This window comes from Brevibacillus halotolerans (assembly GCF_026891775.1).
Lineage (GTDB): Bacteria > Bacillota > Bacilli > Brevibacillales > Brevibacillaceae > Brevibacillus_B > Brevibacillus_B halotolerans.
Map to the genome: position 1 here is coordinate 119,747 of NZ_JAPTNK010000003.1, position 16,175 is coordinate 135,921.

At 40.3% G+C, this 16,175-nt stretch carries 16 protein-coding genes, 1 pseudogene and 1 riboswitch; of the genes and pseudogenes, 3 read left to right on the forward strand and 14 right to left on the reverse strand.

Annotated elements, in window-relative coordinates; translation table 11 throughout:
* Positions 1-81 precede the first annotated feature (81 nt).
* The 8 genes from O0550_RS05480 to O0550_RS05515 all read right to left on the reverse strand — a co-directional run bounded on the left by O0550_RS05480 (position 82) and on the right by O0550_RS05515 (position 7,178).
* Positions 82-1,503 carry a sensor histidine kinase gene (locus tag O0550_RS05480; protein ID WP_031309892.1) on the reverse strand — a complete coding sequence of 474 codons (1,422 nt, stop codon included), beginning with the start codon at positions 1,501-1,503 and terminating at the stop codon, positions 82-84.
* Positions 1,499-2,071 carry an ANTAR domain-containing response regulator gene (locus O0550_RS05485; RefSeq protein ID WP_003336170.1) on the reverse strand — a complete coding sequence of 191 codons (573 nt, stop codon included), beginning with the start codon at positions 2,069-2,071 and terminating at the stop codon, positions 1,499-1,501. The genes O0550_RS05480 and O0550_RS05485 overlap by 5 nt, the downstream gene beginning before the upstream one ends.
* Before the next feature lie 46 nt (positions 2,072-2,117).
* Positions 2,118-2,555: a EutP/PduV family microcompartment system protein gene (locus O0550_RS05490; protein ID WP_003336169.1), complete on the reverse strand. Its 438-nt coding sequence runs from the start codon at positions 2,553-2,555 to the stop codon at positions 2,118-2,120.
* 2 nt (positions 2,556-2,557) lie between these two features.
* Positions 2,558-2,911, reverse strand: a complete 354-nt coding sequence (locus O0550_RS05495) for a BMC domain-containing protein (RefSeq protein WP_003336168.1) — start codon at positions 2,909-2,911, stop codon at positions 2,558-2,560.
* A 191-nt stretch (positions 2,912-3,102) separates the two neighbouring features.
* The gene (locus O0550_RS05500; protein WP_258425776.1) at positions 3,103-4,242 is read right to left on the reverse strand and encodes a 1-propanol dehydrogenase PduQ; all 1,140 of its coding nucleotides are present in this window, start codon (positions 4,240-4,242) and stop codon (positions 3,103-3,105) included.
* A gap of 267 nt (positions 4,243-4,509) precedes the next feature.
* The gene (locus tag O0550_RS05505; protein WP_396125702.1) at positions 4,510-5,004 is read right to left on the reverse strand and encodes an ECF transporter S component; all 495 of its coding nucleotides are present in this window, start codon (positions 5,002-5,004) and stop codon (positions 4,510-4,512) included.
* Between the two features lie 46 nt (positions 5,005-5,050).
* Complete coding sequence (locus O0550_RS05510; protein WP_163244966.1) at positions 5,051-5,446, reverse strand: DUF4430 domain-containing protein; 396 nt, start codon at positions 5,444-5,446, stop codon at positions 5,051-5,053.
* 52 nt (positions 5,447-5,498) lie between these two features.
* Positions 5,499-5,651: riboswitch (adenosylcobalamin (AdoCbl) riboswitch) on the reverse strand.
* Between the two features lie 96 nt (positions 5,652-5,747).
* Positions 5,748-7,178, reverse strand: coding sequence for an NAD(P)/FAD-dependent oxidoreductase (locus tag O0550_RS05515; RefSeq protein ID WP_003340300.1), 1,431 nt, complete (start codon positions 7,176-7,178; stop codon positions 5,748-5,750).
* Positions 7,179-7,433: 255 nt separating this feature from the next.
* On the opposite strand from O0550_RS05515, the gene O0550_RS05520 reads away from it, so the two are divergent.
* The 3 genes from O0550_RS05520 to O0550_RS05530 all read left to right on the forward strand — a co-directional run bounded on the left by O0550_RS05520 (position 7,434) and on the right by O0550_RS05530 (position 10,489).
* Entirely contained in the window at positions 7,434-8,240 is an 807-nt protein-coding gene (locus tag O0550_RS05520; protein ID WP_258425778.1) for an ABC transporter ATP-binding protein, read from the forward strand.
* Positions 8,241-8,865: 625 nt separating this feature from the next.
* A complete protein-coding gene (locus tag O0550_RS05525; protein WP_258425779.1) occupies positions 8,866-9,552 on the forward strand; it encodes a queuosine precursor transporter in 687 nt (228 codons plus the stop codon).
* 127 nt (positions 9,553-9,679) lie between these two features.
* Positions 9,680-10,489: a class I SAM-dependent methyltransferase gene (locus O0550_RS05530; protein ID WP_003340306.1), complete on the forward strand. Its 810-nt coding sequence runs from the start codon at positions 9,680-9,682 to the stop codon at positions 10,487-10,489.
* A gap of 290 nt (positions 10,490-10,779) precedes the next feature.
* Here O0550_RS05530 and O0550_RS05535 read toward each other — a convergent pair whose 3' ends face one another.
* From O0550_RS05535 to O0550_RS05560, 6 genes and pseudogenes are all read right to left on the reverse strand, one after another.
* Positions 10,780-11,901 (reverse strand): sensor histidine kinase, encoded by a 1,122-nt coding sequence (locus O0550_RS05535; protein WP_258425780.1) that lies wholly within the window; start codon positions 11,899-11,901, stop codon positions 10,780-10,782.
* Positions 11,894-12,589, reverse strand: a complete 696-nt coding sequence (locus O0550_RS05540) for a response regulator transcription factor (RefSeq protein ID WP_258425781.1) — start codon at positions 12,587-12,589, stop codon at positions 11,894-11,896. The genes O0550_RS05535 and O0550_RS05540 overlap by 8 nt, the downstream gene beginning before the upstream one ends.
* A gap of 199 nt (positions 12,590-12,788) precedes the next feature.
* Positions 12,789-13,511 (reverse strand): KDGP aldolase, encoded by a 723-nt coding sequence (locus tag O0550_RS05545; protein WP_258425782.1) that lies wholly within the window; start codon positions 13,509-13,511, stop codon positions 12,789-12,791.
* Positions 13,511-14,626, reverse strand: a complete 1,116-nt coding sequence (locus O0550_RS05550; RefSeq protein ID WP_258425783.1) for a DgaE family pyridoxal phosphate-dependent ammonia lyase — start codon at positions 14,624-14,626, stop codon at positions 13,511-13,513. The genes O0550_RS05545 and O0550_RS05550 overlap by 1 nt, the downstream gene beginning before the upstream one ends.
* A gap of 89 nt (positions 14,627-14,715) precedes the next feature.
* Positions 14,716-15,366, reverse strand: a pseudogene (locus tag O0550_RS05555) (DUF4310 family protein).
* 1 nt (position 15,367) lies between these two features.
* On the reverse strand, positions 15,368-16,156 hold the full coding sequence (locus O0550_RS05560; protein WP_003336153.1) for a DUF4311 domain-containing protein: 789 nt from the start codon (positions 16,154-16,156) through the stop codon (positions 15,368-15,370).
* Between the last annotated feature and the right edge of the window lie 19 nt (positions 16,157-16,175).

Genomic DNA, 16,175 nt, shown 5'->3' on the forward strand with positions numbered 1-16,175 from the left:
TTACATACATCCCCATCTACCAGGAATATATAACCTTAAGCCTCTTTGCTTATTTCATACTACGTCTTTGTAGTATCATTATTAAATTTTGAAAGAAAAAGTAACAGATGTTCCATTTTCGCTAGAAGCAATTTTCATGCTCCCTTTTAGTTTATCCTTAACATAGCTTGTTACAATAGATAAACCTAGGCTTTCTTGTGAACATTTATCAACCCTGAAACCTTTTCCATTATCAACCACTTCAAGGGTAGCATACTTCCCTTCGACACAAAGGGAAACCCTTACAATTCCCTCCTCACAATCGGAGAAAGCATGCTCGTAGCAATTCTGTAGCAACTCATTGATTATAAGAGCTATAGCAACTGTGCGATTACTATCTATACAAATTTTTTGATTGGCTTCAATACGTATATCAATCTTCTTACAATTAACAAAGCAACGTTGAATATTAGCTGCGATTAGCTCAATAACCTCAAGCAAATCTACGTTAGCTTCTATTTGTGTAGAGAGCAGTTCATGCGTGGCAGCGATAGCTAATACTCTGCTAACGCTCTCATTCAGACATTTCTTTGCTTCTTCACTCTCACATTGTCTAGATTGAATACGCAGTAAGGAAGCTACGGTTTGCAAATTATTTTTAACACGATGGTGAATCTCACGAATAGCCACGGATTTTGAGATAATTTCAGCTTCCTTATCTTTAATTTCCGTTACGTCATGCAAAATAACGACTAAACGTAAATCACGCTCATCAATCAACAATCTTTTTACCTGAAAGAAATACTTAGCAACATGTACATCTTTCTGGAATTGAGTCAGTTGGGTTTCATCAAATTCTCTCATTACCTCGACAAACAAGGTTTGATCTAGCGAGAGATTATCGTAATGTAAACCCTGTATATCTTCTAAATACCCCAGATTTTTATATTGTCTATCCGCTTTGCTATTCTTGAGTTTTAAAAAACCATCTTTATCAAAGATTAAAATAGCGTCATCTAGCTGATTGATAACGGATTCATTAAACCGGATCATAGCTGTTACGGTAGATGCTATATCTTCGTACTGGGAATCATTTTTCGTTACTTTAAAGTTCGCATTGACGTCTTCGCTTACATCTTTTTCATAGATAAGCACAGCGATGACTTTTCCATCTAAATGAATGGGATATACCGTCTGTCGAACCAATTGATTCTCTTGGGTTTTTGCAACAAGACCCACTGACATAACCCCAGTCTCTAGCGTCCGGAGTACACCAGGCTCGTTCTCTCTTAAAGCAACCTCGCCAACCACTGGACATTGATAGAGAGATTGTGCAATCCCATGAGTTTGGTGGTAGACAACAATCGCTTCGTTCGTCACTTTTGAAAGGACATCGATAAAAAGGTCCCTTCCCTCCTGCAAATCAAATAATTCGTTTGAATGAGCTACTTCAATGATTTTCTGAATTTCAGCATCAGATAAATGAGTATGTTTTTTACACAATTGTGTAATTGTCTCTTTAATCATAGGAAATCACGATTGTGGTAGCGATTTCAATCATAGGACATCGTTTATCCATACTCAATTTACGAATCGTCTGATATGCTTCTTCTTCAGAAAAACCATTTTCTTTCATCAAAATACCTTTTGCCTTCTCAATTGCAATTCGTTCTTCTAGCTTTTGAGAGACTTTTGTATAGTTTTTTTCTAGCTTGCGAAATTCTTTTCCCTTGGCGATGGTTACTTCCACCATCGGAATGAAAGACTTTTCATCAAGTGGTTTTACTAGATAACCCAAAGCACCAATACTGGAAGCCTTTTCGATACTTTCTTTATCACTAAAGGCTGTCAGCAAAACGACGCCACCAGCTAATTGCTCTGAAAGGATTCTTTTTCCCGCTTTTAATCCATCTAGGATAGGCATCTGAATGTCCATAATCACTAGATCAGGCAAATGCTTTTTACATAACTCAATGGCTTCAAAACCGTCTGAAGCTTCCCCTACCACATTGTAGTTCGCTTCTTTTAAAATCTCACGAATATCCATTCTTGTAATAGGCTCATCATCGACTACTACAATTTTTCCATTCATGGGTACCACACCTCATTGTCTAAGCAAAATAAATACTTCCCAAAACTTATTCATCATCACTTAAATAGCTTTGCAGCTCTTCTAAACCAATGTTTTCAGTAGAAGAAATCTCAAAAATGGTTGAAGCTCCAGCCGCTAGCAAATATTCTCGGGCTTTTTTCACATCCTCCGTATTTTTGGCAATGTCTACTTTTGTAATGATACCAATAACTGGCTTTGCAAATACAGAACCAAAAGAAGGTGGAAAATAACAATCTTCATTTGTGCAATCTTGCACAAGGCCTATGACATCCGCATCGACACTTGTTACAAGCAACATTCTATATAAACCTCTATTTTCTATACATTCCCCAGGTGTGTCAATGGCTTGATCGAAGGTTTCTATGGCTTGTGTTTTCTTATAGGCGATCACATGTCCGTGAAGTCGCTGGCATAAAGTGGTCTTCCCACATCCTGTATTACCGGTTAGAATAATTTTTTTCATAACTACGTTCTCGTTATCTTCGTAGCTGAAAATCCTAAAATATTCTGTAAGCCAAGCAACACTTCATTTAGCGCGGATTCCACAGAGGATACATCACCTGTAATCACCACTGATCCACTAAAACGATCCACAAAGCCGATTAGCACTCCAGCAGCTTTTGTTGCTATGTCAGCAGCGATAATCGAAGCTTCACTTGGGGTAATGGTCAAAATACCAATTGCATCCTTCGTATCGCTACCTAATCCTAGCTTTTTATAAATATCTGCATTCGGATTAGCTATGATATGAGCTAGTGTGACTTGTTTACCTGGTACATACTCCTGAATGACACGTTGTTTCTCGTTGTTTTGGCTCATAAATCTCATCCCATCTGCTTGAAAAAACATTAAAAACACATAAAGGCCCCTTAAAAAATACACTCGGCAATTTTTAAGGAGCCTCTTCGCTCTCAACTGAAATTCTTAACACGTCATTGTGTTAATTTCACTATATTTGAACTTGTAAACGATGTCAATACTTCATTAGACTAATTTCGACAAAATATTCGCTACTGAAACATTTTGTTCAAAATTCCAATAACATCTTCTTCCGTTGGCACACGTGGATTTGTTTTTGTACATCCATCCTTAAGCGCGCCTTCTGCAATCGCATTTCTCATTTCTTCCAGTTGCTTATACTCTATGCCACAATCCCGCAAATTCGTTGGCATTTTCAATTGTTTTTGCAATTGCTTGATTGCATTAATTAAGCTGCGCACTCCACTTCTCGTATTGCTTGCTGGAAGACCTAAGGTTTTAGCAATAGCTACGTATCTCTTAGCGGTCGCCTGATTTTCACTCTGACCATATCCTGTTCCACAATTCGCATTGAATTCGATGACATGTGGAAGCAGTAAGGAATTCATGCGACCATGAGGAATGTGGAACTTAGCTCCAGCTACATGGGCAATTCCGTGATTGAGGCCTAGTGATGTAACATTAAAGGCCATTCCTGCAAGGCATGAAGCATTGTGCATTTTTTCACGTGCCTCTAAATCATTACCATCCTTGTATGCTCTTACTAAATATTCAAAGACAAGCTTCATCGCCTTTTCCGCAAGAGCATCAGAAATATCATTTGCTTTTATAGACACAAACGCCTCGATAGCATGCGTCAAAACATCCATTCCCGTATCGGCTGTAATAAAATCAGGGACGCTTTTTACTAGCTCTGGGTCTAAAATAGCTTCTTCTGGCGTCATATCATTCGACACTAGAGGGTACTTAATATTTTTTTGCTGATCACTAATAACAGAAAATGCGGTTACCTCTGATCCTGTTCCACTTGTTGTCGGAATGGCAATGAAAGGAAGGTCTTTTTGATTCGACACTTGTTTCGCAAAATATTTCATTGCTTTCGCTGCATCGATAGCTGAGCCTCCTCCTAGTGCAACAATCGTATCCGTTTCAAACTCACTGAGGGCTTTCATTCCACTTACAACAACCTCGATTGGCGGGTCTGGAACGATATCACTAAAAACCAAGTGCTTATTACTCGCGTCAATCTGGTCAATGACATGCTGAATCATTCCCGATTGAACCATAAAAGGGTCTGTGACAATAAAAATGCGTTTTTCTTTCAGATCCTGCAGGCGATGTAGTGCGCCTTGTCCCATGTAAATATCTGTTTTAAAACTAACCTTATCCATGCTGACACCTCCATTTGGAATAAAAAAAGAGGCTTTTTAGAAGGGAGCATACCCTTTAAAAGCCTCTTTGCTATCTACATAAGTAACACGTCTTTGTGTAACCTGTATTCTGTTTTCTACCAATACTGTACTACTATATTTACCATATAGTCAACTATGTATTGATTGTTATTTTTAAAAACACTATACACGTCTTTGTGTATAAAAACCTTTTGCATCAAAGGTTTGATATGATTCGGCAAGCACTGCATTGTGCCTGTTCAGTTGTCAAGACTTAGCAAAATGTTGATTTATCAATTTGTACAACAATGGAAGTAAAAGAGGTGTGAGTACGAAATAAAAAACGAAATTCCCAATTGCATGCATCGTATCATAGGGGACTCCTGCTAGATAATAAGCAAGAAAATAAGTTGAATCGTAAAGCGGTACCTGACAAAGAGAGTTAACAAACCCGTAAAGCATTCCTGTAAATCCGGCGTATATGGCCATCACAAACAAGGAAAGCTTTGGAAACACAGGACGTATAAATATACCGGTTACCACGACAATTATACAGTATGCAATGATCTGCGGGATAATCCAAATCCCGATCCCTAGGACCATATTTGACAAAATCATCACAATTATCGCAAGCAACAAACCATATCGAAGTCCCATCAGAATTGTCATAAGAATGACAAATGTTGTCACGGGCTGTACGTTAGGTATGGACGACAGTGCAATCCGACCAGCAACAGACAAGGCAGCTAAGATAGCTAGCAACGTTATGCCTCTTACACTGGATAGGGATGCTTTGTGTATTTGATGGTTAGGAGGCATGTAAATCCCACTTAATGACATCGCCATCTTTGACTTTAAGATCCTTGGCTCCTGTAACCGCTGGTGCTCCGTTCACTTCGTATAACCAATACTTTTTCTCTGCTGGATTTTGCTTCACATCCTCAATTGACGTGATAAATCCATTATCGTCTTCCACTTTAAAATTGGTTTTCATCAACTCATACAAGGTTTGATCCCCTTTGAATTGAATTGTTTTTTCAGCAATTTTGGTTTTGCCCTGATCGCTTGAAACTTCCACAACGATCTTGTTTTCAACCTTTTCTTCTGCTGATGTGTTTTGCGCTACTTCATTATTTGAACAACCCACTACACTTACCAGCGCAAGTGCAATAAGTAAGGCGATTTGACAAACTCTTCTTACCATTTCCGCTCCTTTCTCCATAAAAAAAGTCTAGTGAGGCGGGAACATCACTAGACTTGGACTAACCACTTTCGCCTCGAAATGGTTAGCCTTTCAGTAGTTTTTAGGTAAAAGACCTGACTTAAGACCGGAAAACAGTCTATCACAGTGGCGGGACCGCGTTGGATTTGCACCAAACTTCCATTACCTAAAACTATTATTATTTACATGAATGAGATGTGACCCATTTGAAAATATTATAGCACAAGAAATGGACTTGACAATCATGCTGTTGTGACAAAATATAGTTGTATTCTTCCATATTTTAAGACAGGTGACGTAAAATTCCCCGAGCAATATGAACGCCGCATGCTCCTGCTTGCGCAAGTCCTCGCGTTAAACCTGCTCCATCGCCGCCTGCATATAAACCACTAATTTCTGTTTCAAAGTGCGGATTCAAATATGGACGTGCTGAATAGAATTTCGCTTCTACTCCATAAAACAGCGTGTGTTCACTTGCAATACCCGGCGTAACATGATCGAGTGCCTCTACCATTTCAATTAAGCTTTTCATTGTATTATATGGTAATACTAGGCCGAGATCACCTGGTACGGCTTCTTTTAACGTTGGCTCAATAAATCCCTCTTTCAGTCGTTTTTCTGTCGAACGCCGCCCACGTTTTATATCGCCAAAGCGCTGTACAATCACGGAGCCGTTAGAAAGATCATTCGCTCGTCTTGATACCTCTTTCGCGTATTCGTTTGGCTTATCAAATGGTTCTGTAAAGACATGAGACACAAGCAGAGCAAAGTTCGTGTTAGGGGACCCCAGCTTCTCATCCTTGTATGCATGCCCGTTAGCCGCCATTACACCGCTGTGATTTTCTACAACAACATGACCGCTTGGATTGGAACAAAAGCTTCGCACAATTTGATCCGTAGAAGATTTGAACAAGAACTTCCCTTCATATAGATGCTTATTGATTTCTTCCATGACTACATTGGTCGTTTCTACACGAACCCCCACATCTACTTGATTGTTACTCAATCGTAGGCCCTGTTTTTTCAAAATCTCACCGAACCATTGCGAGCCGTCTCGGCCAGGAGCAATAACGATTTTGTTCGCTCGGTACTCCTGACCCTTTTTACAGGTAATTCCGCGAATTTCTTTACCACCTTCCGTTTGCTCAACAATGATATCTTCCACTTCCTGCTTAAAAAGCATTGTAATTTTTGATTCTAGCTCTTCGCAGATACTCTTCAAAATCTCCAAGTTTTGTTCCGTACCTAAATGACGGACATTTGCACGCAGTAGTTTCAGTCCAACTGCTTGCCCCTTACGTTCTATATCACGGACAGCCTCCGTGGTTGGATCGGTTATATTGGGAGTTGCTCCGTGTTTTAAATTAATATCATCAACATATTTAATCAGCTCAAGCACTTCAGAAGGTGCTAAATAATCGGTCATCCAGCCACCGAATTCTGTCGTGATGTTAAATTTTCCATCTGAATAAGCTCCTGCTCCACCAAATCCGTTGGTAATTGAGCAGGCTGGCAAGCAACCACTAAAATCCTTTCGACCTGCTGGAGGCGGACATTTACTAATTTTTTTCTCAAGGATGGGACAGCGACGCGAGTAAATATTATGTCCTTTTTCAATCAACAGGATCTGTAAATCAGGTTTTTTATGGATCAATTCATATGCCGTAAAAATTCCTGCTGGACCAGCTCCGACAATGATAACATCATAATTCATAGATGTTGCCCCCTTGAAAATGTTAGGAAATTACAAGCCTTATTGATTATAACATTCCTTTTTAAATAATCAAGAAACAATCCGAACGTTTTTATTATATATTTATTTTTTGTTCGTATTATTCATTTGTAATTGTTCTTGGGAAAAAGTTCAATAAAACGATATTTCCTTCTTAATCCTTTCATTTCTAGATTGATATATAAGACAGAAAATTAGTACAATGATTAAAAAGACGAAAAAGGAGAGAACCTACTCGTGCATGCTGAACCAATTCTTACTTTAAACAAGGTAAGCTGGAAACGCGGTGATACACCTATTCTTAAAGAAATAAGCTGGAACATTCATTCTCAAGAGCATTGGTGTCTACTCGGTCTAAATGGATCAGGTAAATCAACCATCCTCCAGCTTCTAAACGGCTATATATGGCCTACTTCTGGAGAAATTGAGGTTCTTGGGAAAAAGTTCGGTACCTATGACTTGCGACAGTTACGCAAAGAAATCGGCCTTGTCAGTAGTTCTCTGCAACAACAGCTTCGAGGTGGCGATACCGCGCTAGAGATTGTATTATCTGGTAAACACGCTTCTTTAAGCCTTTACGAGCCAAAGCTTCAAGAAGAGATAGAGCAGGCAAAAGCTCTATTAGAACAATTTGGTTGTACTCATTTAGAGCATCGTCCCTATCAGGTTTTGTCACAAGGCGAACGTCAGCGTATTTTATTAGCCCGTGCCCTAATGGCATCCCCACGATTGTTGATTTTAGATGAGCCTACAACGGGTCTTGATTTTATAGCACGTGAACAATTATTACTGTACATTGAAACAATAGCGAAACAGCCTAATTCTCCTACCATTATCTACGTCACCCATCATATAGAAGAAATTTTGCCTTGTTTTACTCATACGCTCTTACTCAAGAATGGGAGCATTTTTGATTCTGGTCAGACACAAGACATGCTTGGTCCAGAGCTTTTATCCCGTTTCTTTGGGATCGAGATTCAGCTTGAACACGCTATGGGCCGACATTGGTTGTTTTGTAAAGAGCCTGTCGGCAAGCGTCCCTGATGAGCTTTATCTATCAAAAAGAAAATTTTATAGGTAAAAACAAAAAGATATCCATATAAGTAAGCAGAACGATAATAGAAGGACAAAAACAAAGGACTGATTTTATGATGTGCGGGATTAAAAACAAAGCATAAACAAAGAGACTTACTGCTTCCCATGCACCGGCAAACTATTATGAACAGAATAGAACAGGATTTGTTGAAGGATTCGAATATTTTGTCCGTGTTTTATAGAGGGTCAATTGGCAACCAAAATACCGATCTGTACTCTGACATTGATCTTGGTATCGAGCGGAAGATATGCAGCCCTCCATCTGGTTACAAGCTGAGAATTTGGAGTGGGTCGATGAGATTTTACATCTGATTCTTTAAACATATTCCATATAGGGCAGCTATTTGCTGCTCTTCTTTGCATTGGGAGAAAGAGAATTCTTTTTACTTGGTTTGTTTTTTCTAAAAAATTTTTTGATTGCTGGTTAAATGATACTCCTCCATCAAAGAATAACTACTGATGTGGAAAAAAGCATTGAACCACTGGGTGAAGCTTGTTACAATGAGTCCTTGTAACAACTTCATACACTCTTCGCGGTTCGAGATCTCCCGCGTTATCAAAACTAGGAGGATACATGTTTAATTTATGGTTTGGGATTGGCTTTGTGCTAGTCAATTTTGTCTTATTCTTATTATGCTATCGTTTTTTTGGCAAAGTAGGCTTATATGCTTGGATTGGATTTGCTACCGTGCTGGCCAACATTCAAGTAGTGAAAATCGTTGAGCTGTTTGGTTTTGCCATGACGCTTGGAAATACGATGTATGCAACTATCTATCTATGCAGTGACCTGCTCAATGAAAAATATGGGCAAGAGCAAGCGAAAAAAGCTGTCTGGTTTGGCTTCTTCACGCTTATTGCCACAACCATTATCATGCAGATGGCCCTTAGATTTGTACCTCATCCAGATGGGCTGGCGAAGCAGGATGCCTTGGCCATGATTTTTGGCATTATGCCTAGACTGGTAATTGCTAGTTTAACGTCATATTTTATTAGTCAGTTTTTAGATGTCCGTATCTATACTTTCTTAAAGAAGATATGTCCGAAACCAAATCAATTATGGATTCGAAATAACGGAAGCACTTTAATTAGCCAATTAGTTGATACCGTACTCTTCTGCACCATTGCTTTTTTAGGAGTATTACCTATGGATACTTGGTTTGACATTTTACTCACAACCTATTTAATTAAATTCGTAGTTTCGGCTGCTTCTACACCGATTATATATATAGCGCGTAATTTTACGTTTACCAAAGAAAGCTAAGTATTCATTACTAGCTATCCTCTGAAAATCAAAAGTCCGTTTGTACATGAAAATCCATGTTGCAGGCGGACTTTTGATTTAGTTCATATAATGTTATAATTTTCTGATAAAACAAGGAGGTATTAGTATGCTTGGCTTTTATAACCGTTTATCTTCAGAAGTATATGATTTGGATAAACCAATTGGTCATTCCTTTGGTGATGTAGAATTTTATAAACAACGATTACTCCTACATAAAGGAAAAATCCTTGAACCTGCTGTAGGTACAGGTCGGATACTTATTCCACTCTTGGAAAGTGGTTTACAGGTAGAAGGATATGATAGCTCCCCAGAAATGCTTCGAATCTGTCAGAATAACTGCCAAAAAAAGGGACTATCTCCAACCCTGTTTGAAGCAACGATGGAAACTTATGCATCACCTACCCTGTATCAGGCCATTATTATACCCGCTGGAACATTTTTATTGATTCATGAGAGAGAAGCATCCATTAAAGCCTTACAAAACTTTTATCACAGTCTGGAAAACGGCGGAAAATTAATCATTGATCTTTTTTTACAAACAGAGTTCAGCTTTGGAACGATCTCAACAAGAACATGGACATGTGATAACGCTGATGTGATCACATATCAAGATACTTTGGTTGAAGTAGATTATATTAATCAATATAGTATTTCTTACGGCCGATATGAAAAGTGGCGTAATGGAACTCTAGTAGAAACTGAGCTAGAACGTTTTCCCCTACGTTGGTACGGCGTAGAGGAATTTAGAATGATTCTTGAAAAAATTGGATTTCAGCAGATTATCATTTCCGCTGATTATCAGTTTCAGGCATATCCAACCAACACAACGAAAATCATTACCTTTGAAGCGATTGCTAACAAGGCGGGAAAAGCTGACAAGAATGTTAAAACTGATGCTATCAGCTATGACATGTAACACTTCGTTATTAGGAAAGCGACCGTTCGAATTCTCCCTATCGGACGGTTCTTTGCCTTTACCGTTTCGGCAAGAGGATATGAATCGACCTCATATTTTTCACAATTGATACTATCCTTTTTGTATAATCCGTATCCTGAAAGATCGTTTTATATCCTAGCAACAAAACGATGATAATAACGAAAAAACCCCACTTTTTCATACACAGCTTCCCCTTTCATCCTATAGGATAGGGACAACTGTTTAAAAAATAAGCAGGGTAAATCTAAAATAATTCTTAATTTATTCGGCTAGTCTTTAAAATCTTGGGTCTTTTGATGAAACTTCTGCGGTAAACGCACTTTAAAACATGTTTGGATCACATTACTCTCCACAGAAATAACACCATGATGCTGCTCTACAAGATTCTTCGCAATGAATAACCCCAGACCTGTGCTTCCTCCCTGATGGGTTCGTGCCTGGTCACCTGTGTAGAACATTTCAAAGATGTGCGGCAGCTCTTCTGAAGGAATGCAATTTCCATAATTGACTATCTCTACTACCACATCCTCGACATCCAGATAACAACTAATATCTACAAATTGACCATCATTTCCATAACGAATGGCATTGGTCAAGAGATTTTCAAACACCCGCGCAAGCAGTTCCCCATCTCCCCAAATATTTAGCTGCGGCGTTACGTTCAGTCTAGCTTCCAGCTGGTTTTTCTCAAAGGCTGGGTATAGTTCTTCTTTTAATTGCACGAGAAGTTCACTTAAATCGATTGGCTTCTTCTCAATGGGAAGCATTCCATAATTCATTCTCGCGATTTCAAATAATTCATCGATCAGCTTTTCTAAACGTTGAGACTTGGTAAAAGCAACGGCCATATAATGTCTGACTTGTTCTGGGGTCAAATGATCGTCTTGTAGAATGAAATCTAAATACCCTATAACAGAAGTCAGCGGAGTGCGCAAATCATGGGCTAAATTCAATACTAACTGATCCTTGCTATTTTCTGCGAAATCTCCTCTTTCGACCGCTTTTTGCAACTTCTCACTCGCCAAATTAATATCTTTTGCAATATCTCCAAACTCATCATTCGAAGGAATATGAACCCTATTTGTGAAATTACCATTGGCAAGATGATGAATGCCATTGGATATCTGTTGAAAGTAAGTGGCATAAGGCTTGGTCAAAAGAAAGAAAAACAGAATAGCAAGAGGGATAAAAATAAGCAGAAAAAAATTGATATCCCCTATATCTCTGATGAAATAGCGAATCGTAGTTAGTGGGTTTTCGAACTTGACCTGAAAACGATAATAAAGCTGAAGAGCTTTATAGAGTATGTAGGTAATCGTACCAGACAAGAGCATACTAAGACCCAATAACAGAATCATTTTAGAACGAAAGCTTCGTATCATTTTATCCATTGAACGAATACCCTACTCCCCAGACGGTTTTTATTAGTTTGTTTCGATTTTTATCTTCTCCAAGTTTTTTCCGTAAGGTACGAATATGGACCATGACGGTATTCCCTCCCTCAAAGTATGCCTCGCCCCATACCTGTTGAAAAAGGTTTTCGGCACTATACACCTTCTTGGGATGACGAGCTAGCAAATACAAAATATCAAATTCCTTTGGCGTCAGCTCAATGGTTTTGCCGTAAAGGCTTACGGTTCGCTCCTCTGGATAAATGATTAAGCCCCCCGCCTCCACAACAGGTCTGTTCGTCGCAGCTAGTTGATTTAACTGCATGGAGCGCCTGAGCTGAGCATTTATTCGAGCAACCAGTTCCATAGGGTTAAATGGTTTGGTCATATAATCATCTGCACCCATTACTAATCCTGAGATTTTATCTAAGTCGGAGTTTTTTGCACTTAAGAAAATAATCGGCATTGGATACTGTTCCCGAATAAGTCTGGTTACTTCATACCCATTCAGCTTTGGCATCATAATATCCAAAATCGCCAGATCAATAGAATGGTTCTGAACCGCATGAATTGCTTCTTGCCCATCAGACACTTTCATGCAATGGTATCCCTCTTTTTTTACATGTAACGCAATCAGCTCTGCAATCTCCGCTTCATCATCAGCTATCAAAATAGTGATACGCTTCATTGTATTCACCCTCTAAATAAAGTTAAAAACACTGTCATTATAGCAGGTTTCCGCTTATCAATGCTGCCTCGTTTATAGGAGCAAAAAGAGACTGAAAGGGATATACCCAATCAGTCTATCATTCATTATTTTATACGAATAACGTAGCCGAATCAAAGGGATCATTCGGAAAAAATTGCGCACCGAAATCAACTATAACCTATAACCACTCAGCTAATGCAGCTTTTACAGCTTGCACATCTTCTATTCTTGTCAAACCAGTCGCTTTATCCACGATAGACGTATAGATATGGGGAATCACTTCTCTAGCACCATTTTCGATACAAATGCGCACCGTTTCTGCCATATTTTCAATCGTAATTCCGCCTGTAGGCTCAAAAATGGTAATACCTGCTTCCACAGCAGCCTTTACCATGGCAGTTAACTCATCTAATCGGTTATTCAATGGATAAAATTTGACAGAAGGGATACCCATGTCCGCGATTAATGCCGCCGCCGCTTCACATGAGATGGCTTCCTCATACCTCTGACTCACAGGCCCTGTGGTTACATACACCTTCCCTACGGTTCCGCTTGGGGTAATCACCGCATTGACAATGGTATTTGCCCCACCTTCAGCCTCCAATAGTCCAATCGTGTAGCCAGCTGCTGGAAATACTTGATTCACATGCGGTGGGATCGTTTGCTTGGCTACCTCAGCTACTTTTTTCCACTGAGTGGGGTCAGCCGCTCCTAAGCCTACTGACACTGGAATCCCTGCTTTTTGATACTCCCTTACCTTTTCAACTGCCAATTCCACACTTGAAAATGACTTGACCATAAGACCAATTAATACCTGCCCATTCAATATTTCCATGATATCCTTTGCATTCTCAGGGTCTCTGACTAATAAATTGACGCGTACTTTTACATGGCTACTCATCATTTTCCTCCTTCTATGCTTGCTAATATCTCACGTAAACGCTGAGCTATCAGATTTTCTTGTTGGGGAAGCAAGGGTCTTGGGTCAATATAGATGATTCCTACATTGGCATAATGATCCCTTGTATAAATAGAGGGATTTCCTTCTTTCAATTTTTGCGCTAGCTCTAAAGCCGTCATACCAGATATGGCTGGATCGATCGTAAGTTGTGCCCGGTAAATTTCGCGGCCAGCCTCATCCTGAACAATGCGTCCTGTGATTCCTGGTACACCCTTTATCTGCTCCAAAAATGATTGCATGCGCCCCTTTTGTTCCTCGCCCGTATCACGCTTATTGGCGTAGCGCTCCAGTGCCACTGTTAAACCAATCAACGCTTCCTTCCCGACCTTCATTGCACGACCTATTCCTTTATATTGAGCATGGCACGCGTCAATGAAGTGCTGTTTGCCGCAAATAAAACCCGAGGTTGGTCCCTCGATGGCTTTACCACCACTATAAATGACCAAGTCCACGCCCATCTGAACATACTTGCGCAAATCTTCTTCAGCAGCTGCATCCACAACCACAGGGAGCTGATGACGATGTCCGATCTCTAGCATGGTCTGAAGAGATTGCATCCCCTTCTGTACGGCATGGTGGGACTTGATATAAAAGAGCGCAGCCGTTTTCTCGCTAATCGCACCCTCTATATGCTCGGCCTCCACAAAATTGGCATGACCTACCTCAATTACGTGGGCTCCTCCTAAAGCCATCATCTGTGGGACAGCTCCACCAAAATGTACAGAATGCCCCTTCTGTATAATCACTTCATTCGGAACACCTTGTAAAAATGGAATTTTCTCTAGTTTCGAAAGATTGCTTCCTGCAATAATGGCCGCAGTAGCAATTGCTATTCCTGCCGAAGCTCCGAGTGTTGGACAGCCTCCTTCTGCACCGGTTGTTTTTGCGATACGTTTCCCAACCCAAGTTAACAGCTCCTGCATATCTACATAATCCATCGAAGCTTCTGAAATAGCACGAGCCACTTCGGTATGAACAGCACTTGCACCTAGCGCCGTCATCTTTCCACTCGCATTAATGACGGCTTGAAGACCTAGCTGTTGATAGATTGACATGTTTTTCTCAGCCTTTCTGTTTCTAGCGTATGTGTAAAAAGATACAGGAATCTAAGTACACGCAAGACAACTTTCCATAAACACCTCTTTTATGCTGGAATCGGAAAAATTCCACCCATAATCATTGCCCCAATGATTGCCCCACCTGCAATGGGCTTTTTAAACGCATAGAACAGAGCCGCACCAATTGTCGCGCCAATGCCCACTGGTATTGAGGCCATAATCGCTGTGATAACAATTAACGGTCCCAAATACCGACCAGCAGCATTTCCCGCCCCCATCATGACATCTGCCCCAAAGGTTGAGGTAGAACCAGCTATAGTATAGCGCCGAATGAAAATAATAATGATCCCAATCAAGAAACCTAGACCAGCACCTACTAACAACGCGAGTGGAAACGATTCTATGGGAGCCACGATTCCGGCTCCTAGCAACAGGGCAGGTACTCCAATCCCGATGCCCGTTTGTAGAGCACCGCCGATATCCAAAATCCCTACTAGGGGGCCTTCTAAGACACGGGCAAACAAGAAGCTAGCGCCAAATGCCGCTGCAGCACCATAGCTTCCGCCTTTGATCCCTGCCTCTAACATCGCTACAATAGCAATATCATTAAATGCTCCTACATGATGCACATAATACATATGTGTACCAGCAAAAATCCCCTAGCATAAGCAGGCAACAAAGATAGGAAAAGCCCATTCAGACATCCAAAAGCCTTGTTTTTCTAACGATTGGTCCATATCATTTCACCTCTGATCCAAATAATTTGTGTACATCAATGAGCCATTGGGGAATATCCACCTGAATACTATGCAGAAACGCTACATCGAAACCACGGAAGAAACCACTTAATGTGTATAAAAGCACTACCGCAAGCACCAAGGTTTTCGTAATACGGTTCCAGCCGCTATCGTCCACACCTTTACCGATGAGAATACCAAGAACAATACCAGGGACAGCATTCCCCATGATTAAATGAGCCAATCCACCTAGTACCGTCCCCCATAAACCAGTACGCTTACCAGCATCCATTGCAGCCATCCAGAAAACGATTGGCATGATTGGGTTAATCAGCCAGTTTGCAGCCGGGACCAATACCTTAGTTGCTACTAACTGCATGGAAGATGGTATGGACGAGGCGGTAGAATTTAATAAAGTCACCACGACAACCCCTACAAACGCTCCTACAAATGCCATTTTTTTCGGATTATGTAACGTTTCGGAAACATTCCGATTTTTCCATAACAGACCAGCCGCTGCCCAGTTTGGGATAATGCGATGATCAACGTCCTGAGTCAACGCACCTGCACCTACAACAGACGCCCATGCATTAAATAAAAATCCCAAACCGAATGAAAAGTGAGATATTGGATCTCCTTCACATGCATTTAATTCACCAAAGGTACGAAAAGCACCCATCCCTTGCACATTGGGAGCGTGAAACATACGAGCTGCACCTGCTCCAACTCCAAACCCAACGAGTGCACCAATAATGATTGATTTCACAATAATGACCAAGGTGATACCCATCCGCTACTCCCTCTTTTCT